Here is a 19277-nt window from a genome sequence, read left to right as displayed (position 1 = left end):
TCGAGTAAGTTATTTTTTTATTTAGCTTTGAACTGATTAATTGCATTAATCGTGAATTCAGACAGAACTAATTCGCCAGAAATCTTAGCTCGCTCTATAAGTAATTCGTCCCAGTTCTCTGTTCCTTCCCAAGCAACACGTTTTAGATGTTTCATTGCATCAGGATTAGATTGGGCTAATTTATTTGCTAATGTCGCAATAGAAGCGTCCATTTCCTCTGCCGTTGCAAAGACTTCTGCATACAAGCCCTTTTCTTTTGCCCATTGAGCCGTTTGGAATTCTGTAGCATTTATCGCCATTTGCGTAAAAGCAGCATTACCAACTTTGCGTTCTACCGCTGGTCCTACAACAAACGGACCTATACCAACCGCCAACTCTGATAGTTTGACAGATGCAAATTCTGTTGCAAATGTATAATCTGCTGCCGATGCAATCCCTACGCCACCACCTACTGCTTTGCCTTGTACACGGGCTAAGACGAATTTTGGTGCTTTGCGAATGGCATTGATCACGTGTGCGAATCCCGAGAAAAACTCTAATCCTGTTTCGCGTTCTTTGATAGCGATTAGTTCATCGAAAGATGCACCTGCACAGAATGTTCTGTCGCCTGCACTTTTCAGAAGGATAACTTTTACATTGTCATCGTTTCCTAATTTTTCAATTTCAGTTGCAAGGTTTCTTAATTGAACGCCTGGCATTGAATTGCTTTGCGGATGAAAGAATTCTATTGTCCCTATTCCGTTCTGTATGTCTGATGTTACGTATGCTTCCATAGTATTTTGATAATTTTAAAACGTGGTAATGAGCAAATTTAATTAATAACTAATTCATGGTATATTTTATTGTTTAATTCAACCAATTATTGCTATTAGATGCTTCGGCAAGCTCAGCATGACAAGAAAAAGAACTTAAATTAAATTACCTTTCGCTAGTATTAGATGCTTCGACAAGCTCAGCATGACAAGAAAAAGAACTTAAATTAAATTACCTTTTACTAGCATTAGATGCTTCGACAAGCTCAGCATGACAATCAAAAGAATTAGACTTAAAAACTATCTTCTCATTAACAAATTACCACATTGTTACATTAAATTAATCTTGATTTAATTTTTTAACCATCGTTAAGATTGTTGCGATACCAACAGTTTCCCCTGTTTCGTCGTAGATATCTACCAACCAACGAACAATACCTTTAGCAATATCGTTCTCGTCTTTCTTTTCTTGTTCTATTTTTTCTTTGCACGTAAAACGAACTCCGATTGTAGAACCTGGGTAAACTGGCTTCACAAAACGACATTCGTCTAAGCCATAGTTTAATAAAACTGGACCTTTTTTGGCTAAAACAAATAGTCCTGCTGCCTTAGATAATAAGTAATATCCGTGTGCTACATTGCGTTCGAAAATAGTACCTTCTAGCGAAGTCGCATCTACGTGAGCGTAGAAGTTATCGCCAGACAAGGCTGCAAATGCATTAATATCCGACTGTTGAATTGTATGTTTTGCTGTGATTAATGTATCTCCAACTTTTACTTCTTCGAAATACTTAGCGAATGGGTGTTTGTCTTCTTCTATATAATCTGCTCCGTATTGATATTGTTGAGTAACGGCTGTCAGTTTGTTTGGCGAACCCTGTACGGCTGTACGTTGCATATAGTGCAATACACCACGCTTACCTCCCATTTCTTCTCCACCACCAGCACGTCCTGGTCCTCCGTGTACTAGCAATGGAAGTGGCGATCCATGACCTGTAGATTCTTTGATACATTCTGCATCTAGAATAACGATACGCCCGTGTAATGATCCTGCATTTAAGACAAATTCTGTTGCGATGTCATTGTCTGCTGTTACAATAGAGCAAACCAAAGATCCTTTCCCCATGCGAACCAATTCTACTGCTTCTGCAGTTCCGTTGTAAGGAATAATGGTAGAAACTGGTCCAAATGCTTCGATATTATGAACATCTGTTTTATTGAATGGATCGTTGTTCAAGAATAAGATTGGCGAAATAAAAGAACCTTTGTTCTTATCAGCACCTTTTACATCGAAGTTGTCTAAGTCTCCAAAGACAATCTCTTGTGTTTTGGCTAATTCTTCTACCTTTTCTCTAACCTCTTTTACTTGTGCAGCACCTGCTAAAGCTCCCATACGAACACCTTCTACATTTGGATCTCCTATGGTAGTTGTAGCTAAACGTTGTCCTAAAGCTATTTGTACATCTTCTACTAAATGAGCAGGAACTAATGCACGACGAACAGCAGTACATTTCTGACCTGCTTTTGTTGTCATTTCTCGCGTTACTTCTTTTATAAATATGTCGAACTCAGGAGAACCAACTTGTACATCTTCTCCTAAAACACAAGCGTTAAGAGAATCTGCTTCTAAGTTGAATGGAACACCTTCGGAAGTAATTCTTGGATTAGCTTTTAGCATTTGTCCTGTTGATGCAGACCCTGTAAAGGTTACAACATCTTCTGATTCTACATAGTCTAAGATACCATTCGCCGAACCAGTGATTAATTGTAATGCACCATCAGGTAAGATTCCAGATTCAATAATTGCACGGACAACAGTTTCTGTTAAGAAGGAAGTAATTGTTGCTGGTTTTACAATTGCTGGAACACCTGCAAGGAAGTTAACGGCAACTTTTTCTAACATTCCCCAAACTGGGAAGTTGAATGCATTGATATGTATAGCGACTCCTCGTTTTGGTGTTAGAATATGCGTACCTAAGAAAGTTCCATTCTTTGATAATTTGTGCGTTTCTCCTTCTACATAAAAAGGCTGATCGCCAAATTGACGACGCAAAGAAGCATTCGCAAATAAGTTACCAATTCCCCCTTCGATATCTACCCAAGAATCTGCACGTGTTGCTCCGGTTGCCCAAGAAACAGCATAGAACTCTTCTTTTCTTTCCATTAAGTACAAGGCTAGTTTCTTTAACATTAAACCTCTTTCTTGGAAAGTCATTTTTCGCAAAGCTGGTCCACCAACTGTACGAGCGTAATCCATCATCGCACCAAAGTCTAATCCGGCAGATGATGCAGTTCCTATTTCTTCGCCATTGATGGCGTTATATAACATTTGCCCTTCAGACGAACCTTTTGTCCATTGTCCTAAAGCATAATTTTCTAATTGTTTAGCCATTTTTTTGTTGTTTGTGTTTATTATATAGAGTTAACTATTTGGTTTCATTCCAAGTTTTATAATTCGAAGCCATTGAATCATAATAATAATCAGGGACTTCTGTTAATGGTTCACAAGGTTTTAAACTCTCATGGCAATCACTTGGTAATTGCATATACTGTTGAGTCCCTTGATCTTTCCATTCTATCATTTGGTCTGAAACTTGTTTTACGATTTTTGCAGGGTTGCCTACAACTACACTTCTTGTTGGAATATGCGTATCAGCTTTTACAAAAGCCAAAGCCCCTATAATACATTCGTCTTCTACAATTACATTGTCCATTACTACGGCATTCATCCCAACCATGCAATTACGACCAATGGTTGCACCATGAATAATTGCACCATGCCCTATGTGTGCTTTCTCTTTAAGGCGAACAGTAGTTCCTGGAAACATATGAATTGTACAGTTTTCTTGTACATTGCAGTTATCTTCAATGATAATTTGTCCCCAATCTCCTCGTAACGCACAACCTGGACCAATGTAAACATCTTTACCAATAATTACATTTCCTGTAACAACCGCTTGTGGATGAATATAGGCTGTTGGGTGAACAACTGGTTTGTATCCTTTGAATTCGTAAATCATAATTTATAGATTTGAGATCGTAGTATTGAGTAATGAGGTTTTATTTATTTAATTGTTATTCTGAAATAAACTCAGCATCTCATTAAATTAATGTGATGTTGAAACAAGTTCAGCATGACGAAAATATAAGAGCTAACTACTCCATACTAAAATCTATTTTTATGCTCTTTCGATAATTGCAGCGAAACCTTGTCCTAAACCAATACACATTGTTACTAATGCATAACGTTTTCCTGTTGCTTGTAATTCGTAAGCGGCAGAATTCAAGATACGCGCTCCAGACATTCCAAGTGGATGTCCTAAAGCAATTGCACCACCATTTGGATTGATACGAGGATCGTTATCTGCTAAACCTAAAGCACGAGTACAAGCTAATGACTGAGCTGCGAAGGCTTCGTTTAATTCGATTACATCGATGTCATCAATTGTTAATCCGGCATTTTTAAGTGCAATTTTAGTTGCATTAACAGGTCCGATTCCCATGATACGAGGTTCTACTCCTGCTACACCAGAACTAACAATACGTGCCATTGGTGTTAAACCAAAGTCTTTGATTGCTTGCTCGGATGCTAAAATATTTGCAGCAGCACCGTCATTTAAACCAGAAGCATTACCAGCTGTTACTGTACCATCTGCTTTGAAAGCTGGACGTAACTTCGATAAAATCTCCATTGTTGTATTATTCTTTGGGAATTCGTCTGTATCAAAAATGATTGCATCTCCTTTGCGTTGAGGAATTATAACGGGCATAATTTCTTTTGCTAAACGACCATTTGCTTGAGCTTCTGCTGTTTTTTGTTGAGACCAAACAGCAAATTTATCTTGATCTTCGCGTGAAATATTATCGCGTTCAGCTAAGTTTTCTGCTGTATTTCCCATTCCATCAACTCCCCACATTTCTTTCATTTTAGGATTAATGAAGCGCCATCCAAAAGTGGAGTCATAGATTTTTGCATCTCCACCAAATGGAGAAGCTGATTTTGAAACCACTAAAGGAGCTCTTGTCATGGATTCTACTCCTCCTGAAATCATTAATTGAGCATCTCCTACTTGAATTGCTCTTGATGCAGAAATTGCTGCCGATAAGCCAGAAGCACATAAACGATTGACTGTTTCACCTGGAACTGTATAAGGTAAACCTGATAATAAAGCAGACATACGAGCAATATTACGGTTATCTTCTCCAGCTTGATTCGCATTTCCTAAAACAACATCGTAAAAAGATGCTGGATCAATCGAAGGGTTTCTTTTTAATAATTCGGCGATTACCATTGCTCCCATATCATCTGGACGAACAGCTGATAATCCTCCTTTTAATTTCCCAATTGGAGTTCTAACTCCATCTATAATATATGTTTGGTTCATTTTTATACGTTTTACATGATATGTTTTACGCAATATATTCAAAAGATTTATAACGTAAAACTTACCTTTTATTCTTCGATTAAAGGTTTACCTGTTCTAAAACAAGTTCCTTTGAATAAAGCAATTAATTCATTATGTTGATTGGTTACTTTGATATCGTATATTCCCGTTCTTTTCGTTGAAGAAATCTCTTGAGATTCTATTGTGAAAATATCTCCTTCTCTTCCTGCTTTTGTAAAGGAAATATGAACATCTAATGCAACCGAAATATTATTGTACATATTGCATGAAAAAGCGAAAGCTGAATCTGCCATTGCAAACGTAACTCCGCCATGAACAGAACCTACTCCGTTCATCATTTCAGGACGAATTTTAGCTTTCAACTTTGCGTATCCTGGTTTTACTTCGATTACTTCTAAACCTAACCATTCACTAAATTTATCGTGGTCAAGCATTTTATTCAATAACTTTTGTGGTTCCATTTCTTTGATAACTATTTAGTAAAATGTTTTGTTTTCTTTAATCATATTGCGGATAATAGGACTTAAACGGTAACGATCTTCATGATAATAATGATACAATTCATCTAGATCATTCTTCACATTCTCGATTCCATATTCATCTGCCCATTTCAATAATCCTTTTGGATAGTTTACTCCTTTTGTCATTGCTGTATCTAAATCTTCACGATTGGCAATATTCAAGAATAATGCATCGGCTGCTTCATTAATCAACATAACTAAAACACGTTTGTAGATTTTTTCTAATAAATCTTGATCTTGTGATGGCGCTTTCTTTTCAACACCTTCAGCATAATTATAGAATCCGCGCCCTGATTTTCTTCCGTAGAATCCTGCTTCGAATAATCTTTTTTGAGAAAATGATGGTTTGAAACGAGGATCATAGAAAAATGATTCGAATACTGATTCTGTTACACGATAATTAACATCATGTCCAATAAAATCCATTAACTCGAAAGGTCCCATGCGGAATCCTCCTAAAGAAGTCATCGCAAAATCGATTGTTTCTTCGTCTGCAACACCTTCTTCTAATAAACGGATTGATTCACTATAGAATGGACGAGCGACACGATTGACAATAAATCCTGGTGTGTCTTTTGTAATTACTGGAAATTTACCAACTGATTGAATTAACGTTTTTATTTCTTCCGCTAAACCTTCTCTCGTTTGTACTGCTGGAATAATTTCTACCAAAGCCATTAAAGGAGCTGGATTGAAAAAATGAATTCCAATTACTCGTTCTGGTTTTAAACAAACTGAAGCAATTGAAGCAATTGATAATGAAGATGTATTTGAAGCTAAAATACAATCATCTGAAACGATTTCTTCGACTTGCTTGAAAACTGATTTCTTAATTTCTAAGTTTTCTATAATTGCTTCAATCATCAAATCGATGTCTGCAAAATGTTCTAAACTTTCTACATATTCGATTGAATTTTGAATTTCTTGTGCTTTTTCAGCTGTATATTTTTCTTTCGCCACTAACTTCTCGAAAGTCTTCGCTAAGTTTTGTTTCGAACGATCCAATGCTTCTTTATTTGTGTCATATAAAACAACTGGATGACCAGATTGAGCAAAAACTTGCGCAATACCAGATCCCATTGCTCCTCCACCAATAATTCCTATTTTTCTCATTTCTTATTCACCTTTAAAAATTGGATTTCTTTTCTCTAAAAAAGCATTTACACCTTCTTTGTAATCGGCTGTATTACCTGCTTTATCTTGAAAAACACCTTCTTGTTTTAATTGTTCTTCAATTGAGTTTTGAAAAGTTTGATTTAATAACTTCTTTGTGTAAGCCAAACCTTTGGTTGGTAAACTAGCTAGCTTATTCGCAATTTTCGATACTTCTGCTTCAAATGTATCATCTGTAAAATAATCGTAAATCATTCCGATTTCTTTCGCTTCTGCTGCAGAAATTTTATCTGCAAGCATCATTAAAGCTGTTGCTTTTTGAAGTCCAACTAAACGTGGTAAAAAATAAGTTCCGCCACAATCTGGGATTAAACCAATTTTAGAAAATGCTTGAATAAAATTTGCAGATTCTTTTGCAACTACAATGTCGCAAGCTAAAGCTAGATTTGCTCCTGCACCAGCAGCAACACCATTTACAGCAGCAACAACTGGTTTGTCCATATTTCTAATTTTTAGAACCAATGGATTGTAGTTTTCTGTTACGATTTTATTGAAATCGATTTCCTTTTCTTCTAATACTTCGCCTAAATCTTGGCCAGCACAAAATGCTTTTCCTGTAGCTGTTAAAATAACTGCACGAACAGAAACGTCTTGTGCTGCAACATCTAAATGATGTTGAAGAGATTTAATCATTTCTTGATTAAAACTGTTAAATACAGAAGGACGATTCAACGTAATCGTAGCAATTCCTCCCTCTTGTGTGTATAGGATTGATGTTGAATTTTCCATAATTTTTTTAGTGATGACATTTGAAATAATCAAATGGTTCGTGGCAACTATTACATTGATACATAGCTTTGCAGGCCGTAGAACCAAATTGGCTGATGAGACGTGTATCGTGAGATCCGCATTGTGGACATTCGATATTTTCTTCATCAGAAAAGAGCGCATCGCTCGAAGGATTTTTTGTTGGCGGCGCAATTCCGTACGCTTTCATTTTTTGTTTTCCTTCCTCTGTCATCCAATCAGTTGTCCATGATGGACTTAACTGATTGATAACATTGATATTTTTTAATCCTTTTTCGATTAATTTTAATCGGATAGAAATAGAAATTGCATTCATTGCAGGACAACCTGAATATGTTGGCGTAATCGTTACATTTACTTTTTCGTCTTCTGTAATTTCTACTTTACGCACTACTCCCAAATCAAGAACACTGATAACAGGTATTTCTGGATCTGGAACTTCCTCCAACAATTGCCAAATTTCTTTTTCTGTTACCATTGCGAATTTGGATATGTTCTTTGTAAATATTGTAAATCTGTCAAGATAAAACCTAGATGTTCTGTATGAACTCCTTCTTTCCCTCCTTTTTGAACAAATGCATTTTCAACATCAGCAACAATTGTCGCTTCGTCTAAAATTGATTTTACATTTGCTAACCAAGTTGCTTTAAATTCTTCTGGATTGTCAATTAATCCTTCTTCTATCAAGGCTTTTTGATAATCTGATAAAACAAATGCTTCTTTTACATAAGGTAAAATATCATTGACAGCTTGTTGAATTTTATCGTGAGATTCTTGTGTTCCGTCACCCAAACGAATCATCCATTCTGATGACCATTTTAAATGATATTTCACTTCTTTGAGTGATTTTTCTGCAATAGATTGCAGTTTAAGATCTTTCACTTTCAAGAATTGTTCTAATAACAAGATGTGATAACTAGAATAAAAGAATTGACGTGCAACTGTATCTCCAAAATGTCCATTTGGCAATTCGACTAACAATAAATTTTTGTAATCACGTTCTTCACGTAACATTGCCAATGTATCTTCTGTTGCTCCATTTCCAATCATTTCAGCCGCATAATTGTAATAGTTTGATGTTTGTCCCAATAAATCTAATGCCATGTTAGACATTGCAATATCTTGTTCCAAAATTGGTCCATGACCACACCATTCGCAAAGACGCTGCGCCAGAATAAGATTTGTATCTGCTAAATGCAAAATAAAATCGATGTAATTTTGATTGTTTTGATAAACTGTACTTGTCATAGAATTACATATTTTTTATTTCTTCTGGAACATCATAAAAAGTTGGATGACGATAAACTTTATCCTCTGCAGGATCAAAGAATTGTTCAGATTCATCAGGATTTGAAGCATGAATATTAACTGATTCAACAACCCAAATACTTACTCCTTCTAAACGACGTGTGTAAACATCTCGTGCATTTTCTAACGCCATTGTAGCATCTGCAGCATGTAAACTACCAACGTGTTTGTGATCTAATCCTTGTTTACTTCTAATAAATACTTCCCATAAAGGCCAATCTCTATTTTCCATCTTTTTATGCGTTTTTGCGTTGTTCTTGTTCTAATTCTCTTTGTTTTCTTTTTTCGTGATAAGCTGTAGCTGCTTCTCGAACCCAAGCTCCTTCGTTGTGAGCATTTCGGCGTGCGTCTAAACGTTGTTTATTACATTTTCCATTTCCTTTGACTACATTCCAGAATTCTTCCCAATCGATTTCTCCAAATTCGTAATGTCCTGTTTCTTCATTAAATTTTAGATCTGGATCTGGAATTGTTAATCCTAAATATTCGGCTTGAGGAATAGATATATCGACAAAACGTTGACGTAATTCGTCATTCGAAAAACGTTTAATTCTCCATTTCATTGATAATTCTGAATTAGAAGATTCTTCATCTTTTGGTCCAAACATCATTAATGTAGGCCACCACCAACGATTCATTGCATCTTGCAACATCGCTTTTTGTTCTGGTGTTCCTTGTGATAATACAACTAATGCTTCGTAACCTTGTCTTTGGTGAAATGATTCTTCTTTACAAACACGTACCATTGCACGAGCATAAGGTCCGTAAGATGTTCTACATAATGGAACTTGATTCAAAATTGCAGCTCCATCTACTAGCCAACCGATCATTCCTATATCTGCCCACGTAAGTGTTGGATAATTAAAAATTGATGAATATTTAGCTTTACCTGAATGTAAATCATTTAATGTTTGAATTCGAGAAACTCCTAATGTTTCTGCGGCACAATATAAATATAGACCATGTCCTGCTTCATCTTGTACTTTTGCTAACAAGATTTTCTTTCTGTTTAAAGAAGGAGCTCTTGTAATCCAGTTTGCTTCAGGCAACATACCAACAATTTCTGAATGAGCATGTTGAGATATTTGTCTAATTAATGTTTTACGGTATGCATCTGGCATCCAATCTTTTGGTTCGATACGAACTTCATTTTCAATCTTATTGTCAAAGATTTCTTGAAAATCAATTTCTTTTGCACTCATTTTAACTGTTTTTAAAGTTGATTATTTGGCATCAAAATCTACCACGACTTCAGCAGAACGAGGATGAGCTTGACAAGCTAATACAAAACCTCTTTCTAATTCATCTGGCTCAAGTGAGTAGTTGATGTCCATTTCTACTTCACCCTTCTCTACTTTACATTTGCACGTAGCACAAACACCACCTTTGCAAGCATAAGGTAAATCGGCACCATTTTGTAAAGCTGCATCTAAGATTGTATCGCCATTGTATCCCAAATCAATTTGTAAAGCTGTTGCATCTAATTTGATGGTTACTTTACTCATTGTATCATTTGATTGCTTAACCGCTTTTTGACGTTCAACCTTTTTAGCTTCAGCAGAAGCGCTGTAAAATAATTCGAAATGCAAATGTTTTGCATCAACTCCAGCTTCTACAAATGCATCGCGTCCGCTTAAAATCATTTCTTCGGGACCACAAAGGAAAACTTCGCTAACATCTTCTGGATTTATGATATATTGTAAGAAATATTCGATTTTTTCTTTATCAATTCTTCCACTTAAAATTTCAGCATCAGCTGTTTCTCGGCTTAAAATATTGTACACGCTAAAACGTTGCATGTATTTATTTTTTAATGCTTCAATTTCTTCTTTAAAGATGATTGATCCTTTGTTTCTATTTCCGTACAATAGCACAAATTGGCTATTTGGTTCTGTTTTTAGAACTGTTTTGATGATTGAAAGTACAGGTGTAATTCCAGATCCCGCTACAATTCCGACATATAGTTTTTTATTGTCTTCGTGTAATTCTGTGAAAAAATTTCCTTGTGGAGTCATTACATCAAGAACATCACCAACTTTGATTTGATCATTGATGTAAGTTGAAAAAACTCCGTCTTCGATTTTCTTTACAGCGACTCTCAATTCATCGTCCAAAGGACTAGAGCAAATTGAATATGAACGTCTGATTTCTTCATTATTATGAAGGTTCTTGAACGTTAAATATTGACCATGTTTATATTTAAATTTTTGATTTAAATCTTCTGGTACTTCAAAAGTAACAGACACACAAGTTGGTGTTTCTTTTTTAACTTTTTTGACGCGTAGTTTATGAAAATTTATTGCCATATTATTTTTGAAATCCGTTAATTAATAATGTCATCAAATCGTTTTCTAATTGTTCTGGCGTAATATCTCGCCCTGGTTTGTACCATAATTCTATCCAACGCAACGATGATAATAAAGTAAATAGAGCTACTGAAACATTAAGATCTTTAAACTCTCCTGATTCAATTCCTGATTTAATTAGATTTGCGATTCTTTTTTCATATCCTTTTCGGATTGTTTTATACAATTCCTTTTTGGTTTCTGATAAATTTTTCCAATCATTATTCGCTACAGAAACTTCATTTGGTTCATCAATAATCATTCGAACATGCAGTTGAATAAGATCTCTTAGTTTTTGAACATTTGATTCTTTTGTATCTTCAATTGAACTAATATGAGAAACATATTGATTGGCTACTTTAAAACAAATTTCTTCTAAGATTTCATCTTTCGAACGAATGTGATTGTACAAACTTGCCGCTTCCATTCCTACTTTCTCTGCTAATTCTCGCATAGATGTTGCCGAATAACCTTTTTGTTTGAAGATTAGTGCAGCTTCTTGAATAATCAGTTCTCTTTTACTTTGTTTAGGCATATTTATTATAAATGTCTATTATCGATAATGCGGTTTAATTTTCCACCTTCACTTTTTGGAAGTTCATTCGCTTGATATAGTTTGACATTCATTCCTAATCCAATGTTATCTCTTATTTTTTTATGAATATTTGAGATTAATTTACAACATTCTAAATTAGATTCTTCGTTCAAATTTTCGCAAGCTAAACCTTTTTTTGCAAAATAGTCAGGATTTACTTCAAATCCAACTTCTACAACATCCATATTTTTTGGTTTCGTTAAAACCACTTGGTAATTTGGAGATAACTGTGGAAAATCTGGAATAAAATCAGCGATTTGTGTGTGAAAGAAATTAACGCCACGAATTATCATCATATCATCTGCACGACCAATAATTGGTCCCATTTTTATATGTGTTCTTTTCTTAGAATGTTCATAAGTTAATGTTGTGATATCTCCTGTCCAATAACGCACCAAAGGCAAAGCCTCTTTTGTAAGTGTTGTAATAACCAAAACACCTGGCTCTCCATAAGGAACTGGCTCACCTGTTTTTTCGTCTACAATTTCTGGAAAGAAATGATCTTCCCAAATGTAAGAACCTGTTCCTTGTTCTTCATAATCTTCATTTGAAACTCCAGGACCAATAATTTCACTTAATCCATAAATGTTAGATGCTTTTATTCCTAAGCTATCTTCAACTTCATGACGTAATGCTTCAGACCAAGGTTCAGAACCTAAAATAGCAAATTTCAAATTAAAATTTTCTAACGATTCACCTCTTTTTTTAATTTCTTCGGCAACTGTCAAAGCATAAGAAGGTGTTGCGCAAATGGCATCAGCCTGAAAATCTTTTAGTAACATTATTTGTTTTTCTGTATTACCTCCAGAAATAGGAACAACAGTCATTCCTAATTTTTCAGCTCCATAATGCAATCCTAAACCTCCTGTAAATAAACCATAACCATAAGCATTCTGCAATGTCATTCCTGGTTCACATCCTGATGCTGCTAAAGATCTAGCAACTACTTCTGAAAACAATTCAATATCGTTTTTTGTATATCCAACTACTGTTGGCTTACCGGTTGTTCCACTTGAACAATGCAAACGTGTAACGTTTGATTTTGGTTCTGCAAATAATCCAAAAGGATAATTCTCTCTTAAATGGTTTTTCTTGGTAAAAGGTAATTTATGTAAATCTTCAACACCTTTAATATCTTCTAGTTTTACACCAGCTTTATCAAAAGCTTCTTTGTAAAAAGGTACTTTTTCGTACACTTTTTTTAACATCTTTTGAAGTCTCTCATTCTGAAGAACGCGCAATTTCTCAATTGGCATTTGTTCTATACCAGGATTAAATATCATAATTTTTTTGCAGATTTTGATTTTTGATACTAACAAATTTAATCAAAAAAACTAAAAAAACTAACGTTTGTTAGTTTTTTTAGTGTAAAAATTACATCTATTATTTTTTAAAACGCTTTTTAATAACCTAAAACATTATTTATCAATACTTTTAACTTCTCTGGATTTGGTAACATTTCTTCTTCTAAAATAGAATTTAATGGAATAGCTGGCATATCTTGTGCTCCTAAAACACGAATTGGCGCATCTAAATATTCAAAACATTCTTCATTAATTAACCCTGCAATACTCTGAGCAAAAGAATTTTGCTTTGCTTCTTCTGTCAAAACAATGCATCGATTGTGTTTTTTTACACTATTAAAAATTGTTTCTTCATCTAATGGCACTAATGTTCGCAAATCAATAATTTCAACTTGATTCGGAAAGTTTTTTGCAGCCTGTTTTGCCCAATACACTCCCATTCCATATGTGATAATAGATACAGAATTATGATTTTGAGAAGATTCAGCAGTTAAAACTTCGCGTGCTTTTCCAAAAGGCAACACATAATCTTCATCAGGTTCAACTGTTGCTGCATCTTCTGTTCCTTTTATTTTACTCCAATACAAACCTTTGTGCTCTAACATTACAACAGGATTTGGATCGTAATATGCAGCTTTCATCAACCCTTTTAAATCGGCTCCTGTTGAAGGATAAGCAATTTTAATTCCTTTTATATTTGTCAAAACACTTTCAACTGAACTTGAATGATATGGACCTCCACTACCATATGCGCCAATTGGAACTCTCAAAACCATTGAAACAGGCCATTTACCATTTGATAAATAATTAGAACGAGCCACTTCAGTAAATAATTGATTAAGTCCTGGCCAGATGTAATCAGCAAATTGCACCTCAACGATTGGTTTTAAGCCAACAGCAGACATTCCAACAGTAGATCCAATAATGAATGCTTCTTGAATTGGTGTATTAAATACACGGTTTTTTCCGTATTGTTTTGCTAAAGTTGCTGCTTCACGAAAAACTCCTCCCAAACGTAATCCTACATCTTGTCCATATAATAAAGCTTCTGGATGTTCTGCCATTAATTCACGAATCGCAAATAATGCAGAATCTACCATGACTGTTTTTTCTTTTCCTTCTGGTGAACGATTTCCTTTTTCTTCAGTAATCGGTGTTGGAGCAAAAACATGTGTACATAAATCTTCTGGCTGTGGATCTTCCGCCTTCAAAGCTGCTTGATATTCTGCTTGAACCTGTTCTTTTATCTTAGTTTCAATTTCGATTAAATCTTCTTTTTCAAAACCTTCATTTAATAAAACATACTTCAATTTATCATAAGGATCTCGAGCTTTAGCTTCTTCCAAATCATCTCTGTACCATTCTTTTCGAACACCAGATGTATGATGATTCAATAAAGGAACTTTTGCATGAATCAAAACTGGACGACGTTCTGTACGAATAATTTCAATTGCTTTTTGCACCGTTTCATAAGAAGATAAGAAATCAGTTCCGTCAACAACAAAAACTTCCAAACCTTTGAACCCTTTTGCATATTGAGCAATATCTTGCGCACGAATTTCATCTGCCGAAGCTGAAATATCCCATTCATTATCTTGAACCAAATATAAAATTGGTAATTGTTTCAAAGCTGCCATTTGGAAAGCTTCTGCAACTTCTCCTTCTGTACAAGATGCATCACCCAAAGAACAAACTGCAATTGGTTTTATTTCTTCATTGCAAAGCCCTTCTAATTCTTTGTATTGCATTCCCATTGCAATTCCTGTTGTTGGAATCGCCTGCATTCCTGTTGCACTACTTTGATGTGGAATTTTTGGCATATTATCACGACGTAAACTTGGATGTGAATAATAAGTCCTTCCTCCTGAAAAAATATCATCTCGTTTCGCTAATAATTGCAACATTAATTCATACGGTGTAATTCCGATTGATAATAACATTGCATCATCACGATAATAAGCACTCAAATAATCTTGTGGCAATAATTGTAATCCAGTAGCAATTTGTATAGCTTCGTGTCCACGAGAAGTCGCGTGTACATATTTACTTGTTACAGTTTTATTTTCTTCATACAATTCGGTTAAAGATTTTGCTGTAACCAATAATTCATATGCTTTTTTAAGTAAAGTTGTTGTTGATATTGTGGTTTCCATTCTGATTAAATTTGTGTGTTAATATCCCAATTTTCCATATAATCTGAAATTCGTTTCAAGAAAACTCCTCCTAACGATCCATCTATCACACGATGATCAAATGAGAGTGATAAATACATAAATTGTCTTGCTACAATAATATCACCGAATTCAGTTTCTAAAACCGCAGGTTTTTTCTTAATTACACCAGTTGCTAAAATTGCTACTTCTGGTTGATTAATAATTGGCGTCCCCATCAAATTTCCGAACGTTCCTACATTACTAATTGTAAAAGTTCCTCCACGAACATCATCTGGTGAAAGTTTATTTGTTCGAGCTTTTTCTACAATTGAATTTACTTTTCTTGCTAAGCCTTCTAAATTTAATTCATTCGCCTGATGAATAACAGGAACTATCAAATTATTATTAGGTAAAGCTGTTGCAATTCCAATATTTATCTCATTGTGTTTGATTATTTTAGTTTCAGTTTCATCAACTGATACATTAATCATAGGAAAGTCTTTAATTGCACGAACAACACAATCCACAATTAACGGCGTAAACGTTAATTTCTGATTGTATTTTGCTTGAAAAGCGACTTTGTTTTCTTCGCGCCATTTCACAAAATTCGTTACATCTGGTTCAACATAAGCCGTCACATGAGGAGAAGTTTGTTTACTTTTTTTCATGTGTTTCGAAATCATTTGACGCATTTTATCCATCTCAATAATTTCGTCTTTTGCACCAAAAGAAGAACTTGATATTACATTATTTTCACCTAAAGTATTACTTGAATCATTTGATATAAATGATTTATTTTCAATATAATTCAAAACATCATTTTTTGAAATTCTTCCATCTCGACCAGAACCTTTTATTTGTAAAATATCAGCTGATTGAAGATTCTCTTTTTGAATAATACTTTTTACCAAAGGCGATAAAAATTGATTCGTATCAATTGAATTTGTCGTTTGTGAAGTAGTTATAATTTCAACCTTTTTTTCTTCACTACTTATATTTTTTTGAGCTGATTGCTGTTGATTTTCTGAAGGTTCAATTATGGCGAAAACTTCTCCTATTTTAATTTCATCTCCTTCATTAAATCTAAATTCAATAATTTTCCCAGCTGTTGTAGAAGGTACGTCAGAATCTACTTTATCCGTCGAAACTTCGGCAATTACTTCATCTTCTTGAATGAAATCACCAACGTTTTTTGTAAAACGAACCAATTGTACAGACTCAACACTTTCTCCCAATTTTGGGATTGTTAGTTCTATATTCTTCATTTTGTTTTTTTGCAGTTTTTCAGCGTTGAAGATAATGATTTTTTACAAAAACTAATGAATGTTAGTTAAATTATTCTTTCATTATTTTACAAAATATAGAATCTCATCCAAGATATTCTTTTTAAAATTTAGTTCATTTTCACTTATTTACTTACTTTTTTTTATTTTAATGTGTAAAATACACTTGATGAGTTTTTATTTAAAATTCTGTCACAAAATTCTGTTGTATTCTTAACGAGCTTTAAATAAAAAAGCCATTAAAAATAATCCAATGGCTTTTAAAAATAAATATTTTATAAATTTCCTCTACGTTCTTGTTCTCTTTCTAGCGCTTCGAATAACGCTTTGAAATTCCCTGCTCCAAACGATTGTGCTCCATGTCGTTCGATAATTTCATAGAATAATGTTGGACGATCTTCAACTGGTTTTGTAAAAATTTGTAATAAATAACCTTCTTCGTCACAATCAACTAAAATTCCAAGATCTTGTAACTTTTTGATATCTTCATCAATTTCTCCAACACGTTCAGGAATCATATCGTAATACGCTTCAGGCGGAGCAGATAAAAACTCAACTCCGCGAGATTTTAACTCTGTAACAGTTTTCACAATATCTTTAGTAGCAACTGCAATATGCTGCACTCCTTCTCCTTCATAAAAATCTAAATATTCTTCTACCTGAGATTTCTTTTGTCCTTCTGCTGGCTCATTAATTGGAAATTTTGAATAACCATTTCCATTACTCATTACCTTGGACATAAGAGCCGAATATTCTGTATTAATTTGCTTGTCATCAAAAGATAAAATATTGACAAATCCCATTACATCTTGGTACCAAGCTACGCAATCATTCATACGATTCCAACCTACATTTCCTACGCAATGATCGACATATAATAAACCACAATCTGTTGGTTGATATGTCGATTCAGATTTTATATAACCTGGCATAAAAGGACCATCATAATTTTTACGTTCAATAAACATATGTACTGTTTCACCATATGTATAAATTCCAGCCATTTTTACTTCTCCAAATTCATCTGTAATAGTTGTTGGCTCTAAATAAGGTTTCCCACCACGCTTTGTTGTTTGCTCAAAAGCATCATACGCATCATCTACCCAAAGTGCTAAAATTTTCACTCCATCTCCATGTTTCATTGCATGCTGGCAAATTGGAGAATCAGATTTTAAACCAGAAGTTAAAACCAAACGAATTTTTCCTTGTTGTAAAACATAAGAAGCTCTATCTCTTACTCCTGTTTCAGGACCTGCATAAGCAACTTCTTGAAATCCGAAAGCTGTTTTGTAATAATGTGCAGATTGTTTGGCATTACCAACATAAAACTCGATATAATCTGTTCCATTGATTGGAAGAAAATCTTGTGCTAATGCTATTTTTTCTGCAAATGTTTGTGTACTCATTTTATTGTGTTTTTATTTTGATGTATTATGTAATAATATGTTTTGTGATTCCTTCTAACTACGAAATGAAAATAACTTAGAATTAAAATTTCTTAGTAAAGCCAAGATTTATAATAATCTGGATCTTCTATTTCCAAAGCCTGTTCGGTTAACATTAACGGTCTAAAAGGATCAATCATCACAGCTAATTCATGTGTTTCTTTCGCTCCAATAGATTTTTCAACTGTTCCTGGATGCGGACCATGTGGAATTCCTGCTGGATGTAACGTAATTTGTCCTTTTTCTACCGATTTTCTCGACATAAAATCTCCATCAACATAATATAATATCTCATCAGAATCGACATTACTATGATTATAAGGCGCTGGAATTGCATTTGGATGATAATCGAAAAGGCGCGGAACAAAACTACAGATCACAAATCCTTCACCTTCGAAAGTTTGATGAACTGGTGGCGGCTGATGAATACGTCCTGTAATTGGCTCGAAATTATGAATAGAAAAAGCCCATGGATAATGATAACCATCCCAACCAACAAAATCGAAAGGATGTGTTCCATAAACATAAGGATAAATCAATCCTTCCTTTTTTATCATAATCTTAAAATCTCCATGTTCATCATTGGTTTCAAGATTTTGTGGGCGTTTAATATCTCGTTCACAAAAAGGTGAATGCTCCATTAATTGTCCAAAATGATTGCGATAACGTCGAGGAGTTTCAACTGGACTAAAAGACTCTGTAATAAATAAACGATTATTTGAATCATTGAAATGAAGTTGATAAATAATTCCACGTGGAATCACCAAATAATCTCCATATTCGAATTCGATTTGCCCATAACCTGTTTTTAAAATTCCTGAACCTTCGTGAATAAAAATTACTTCATCTGCCATCGAATTTTTATAGAAATAATCAGTCATCGATTCTTGTGGCGCAGCCAATGAAATATGCAAATCATTGTTAACCAAAACAGGCACACGAGATTCTAAATAATCTTTGGTAGGTTTTACTTTAAAACCTTTTAGAGATGTATGTTTTAAATGTTTTGCACGAGCAATTTTAGGTTCTACCGAATAAGGTTCGTTTATCGCTTTCACCAATGTTGGCGGATAACAGTGATAAACATTGGAATACGTACTCGAAAATCCATGCGTAGAAACTAATTCTTCTGCATATAATTCTCCATTTGGTTTTCGGAATACCGTATGTCGCTTTTGTGGGAATTCTCCCAAATGATGATAAAGTGGCATATCGTATTTTGTTTGTTATTTTGATGAAAAGGTA

18 protein-coding genes are annotated in these 19277 nt (G+C 34.3%); all 18 read right to left on the bottom strand.

Going from position 1 to position 19277, the window contains the following annotated elements; all coding sequences use genetic code 11:
- Window positions 1-17 precede the first annotated feature (17 nt).
- Entirely contained in the window at window positions 18-773 is a 756-nt protein-coding gene (locus tag ACMHJW_RS03220; RefSeq protein ID WP_413531980.1) for an enoyl-CoA hydratase/isomerase family protein, read from the bottom strand.
- Window positions 774-1092: 319 nt separating this feature from the next.
- Window positions 1093-3144: a phenylacetic acid degradation bifunctional protein PaaZ gene (gene paaZ, locus ACMHJW_RS03215; RefSeq protein WP_413531979.1), complete on the bottom strand. Its 2052-nt coding sequence runs from the start codon at window positions 3142-3144 to the stop codon at window positions 1093-1095.
- Window positions 3145-3178: 34 nt separating this feature from the next.
- The gene (locus tag ACMHJW_RS03210; protein WP_413531978.1) at window positions 3179-3772 is read right to left on the bottom strand and encodes a transferase hexapeptide repeat family protein; all 594 of its coding nucleotides are present in this window, start codon (window positions 3770-3772) and stop codon (window positions 3179-3181) included.
- Window positions 3773-3931: 159 nt separating this feature from the next.
- Window positions 3932-5137 (bottom strand): 3-oxoadipyl-CoA thiolase, encoded by a 1206-nt coding sequence (gene pcaF / locus ACMHJW_RS03205; RefSeq protein ID WP_413531977.1) that lies wholly within the window; start codon window positions 5135-5137, stop codon window positions 3932-3934.
- A 68-nt stretch (window positions 5138-5205) separates the two neighbouring features.
- Complete coding sequence (paaI, locus tag ACMHJW_RS03200; RefSeq protein ID WP_413531976.1) at window positions 5206-5619, bottom strand: hydroxyphenylacetyl-CoA thioesterase PaaI; 414 nt, start codon at window positions 5617-5619, stop codon at window positions 5206-5208.
- Between the two features lie 15 nt (window positions 5620-5634).
- On the bottom strand, window positions 5635-6792 hold the full coding sequence (locus ACMHJW_RS03195) for a 3-hydroxyacyl-CoA dehydrogenase NAD-binding domain-containing protein (protein WP_413531975.1): 1158 nt from the start codon (window positions 6790-6792) through the stop codon (window positions 5635-5637).
- 3 nt (window positions 6793-6795) lie between these two features.
- Window positions 6796-7581 (bottom strand): enoyl-CoA hydratase-related protein, encoded by a 786-nt coding sequence (locus ACMHJW_RS03190; RefSeq protein WP_413531974.1) that lies wholly within the window; start codon window positions 7579-7581, stop codon window positions 6796-6798.
- A 7-nt stretch (window positions 7582-7588) separates the two neighbouring features.
- Window positions 7589-8077 (bottom strand): 1,2-phenylacetyl-CoA epoxidase subunit PaaD, encoded by a 489-nt coding sequence (gene paaD, locus ACMHJW_RS03185; protein WP_413531973.1) that lies wholly within the window; start codon window positions 8075-8077, stop codon window positions 7589-7591.
- A complete protein-coding gene (gene paaC / locus ACMHJW_RS03180; protein WP_413531972.1) occupies window positions 8071-8847 on the bottom strand; it encodes a 1,2-phenylacetyl-CoA epoxidase subunit PaaC in 777 nt (258 codons plus the stop codon). The genes paaD and paaC overlap by 7 nt, the downstream gene beginning before the upstream one ends.
- 4 nt (window positions 8848-8851) lie before the next feature.
- Window positions 8852-9139 carry a 1,2-phenylacetyl-CoA epoxidase subunit PaaB gene (gene paaB / locus ACMHJW_RS03175; RefSeq protein WP_413531971.1) on the bottom strand — a complete coding sequence of 96 codons (288 nt, stop codon included), beginning with the start codon at window positions 9137-9139 and terminating at the stop codon, window positions 8852-8854.
- 4 nt (window positions 9140-9143) lie between these two features.
- Window positions 9144-10109, bottom strand: a complete 966-nt coding sequence (paaA, locus tag ACMHJW_RS03170) for a 1,2-phenylacetyl-CoA epoxidase subunit PaaA (RefSeq protein WP_413531970.1) — start codon at window positions 10107-10109, stop codon at window positions 9144-9146.
- Window positions 10110-10130: 21 nt separating this feature from the next.
- Complete coding sequence (gene paaE, locus ACMHJW_RS03165) at window positions 10131-11213, bottom strand: 1,2-phenylacetyl-CoA epoxidase subunit PaaE (RefSeq protein WP_413531969.1); 1083 nt, start codon at window positions 11211-11213, stop codon at window positions 10131-10133.
- A gap of 1 nt (window position 11214) precedes the next feature.
- On the bottom strand, window positions 11215-11787 hold the full coding sequence (locus ACMHJW_RS03160) for a TetR/AcrR family transcriptional regulator (protein WP_413531968.1): 573 nt from the start codon (window positions 11785-11787) through the stop codon (window positions 11215-11217).
- 5 nt (window positions 11788-11792) lie between these two features.
- Complete coding sequence (locus ACMHJW_RS03155) at window positions 11793-13130, bottom strand: phenylacetate--CoA ligase family protein (protein WP_413531967.1); 1338 nt, start codon at window positions 13128-13130, stop codon at window positions 11793-11795.
- 119 nt (window positions 13131-13249) lie between these two features.
- Window positions 13250-15304 (bottom strand): thiamine pyrophosphate-dependent enzyme, encoded by a 2055-nt coding sequence (locus ACMHJW_RS03150; protein WP_413531966.1) that lies wholly within the window; start codon window positions 15302-15304, stop codon window positions 13250-13252.
- 5 nt (window positions 15305-15309) lie between these two features.
- On the bottom strand, window positions 15310-16569 hold the full coding sequence (locus ACMHJW_RS03145; protein WP_413531965.1) for a dihydrolipoamide acetyltransferase family protein: 1260 nt from the start codon (window positions 16567-16569) through the stop codon (window positions 15310-15312).
- 293 nt (window positions 16570-16862) lie between these two features.
- A complete protein-coding gene (gene hppD / locus ACMHJW_RS03140; protein ID WP_413531964.1) occupies window positions 16863-17993 on the bottom strand; it encodes a 4-hydroxyphenylpyruvate dioxygenase in 1131 nt (376 codons plus the stop codon).
- Window positions 17994-18085: 92 nt separating this feature from the next.
- Window positions 18086-19243 carry a homogentisate 1,2-dioxygenase gene (locus ACMHJW_RS03135; RefSeq protein ID WP_413531963.1) on the bottom strand — a complete coding sequence of 386 codons (1158 nt, stop codon included), beginning with the start codon at window positions 19241-19243 and terminating at the stop codon, window positions 18086-18088.
- Window positions 19244-19277 lie beyond the last annotated feature (34 nt).

It is taken from the genome of Empedobacter brevis (genome assembly GCF_965118635.1).
GTDB lineage: Bacteria > Bacteroidota > Bacteroidia > Flavobacteriales > Weeksellaceae > Empedobacter > Empedobacter brevis_A.
The sequence above is the reverse complement of the archived record's forward strand: the minus strand, read 5'-3'. Positions and strand labels throughout refer to the sequence as shown.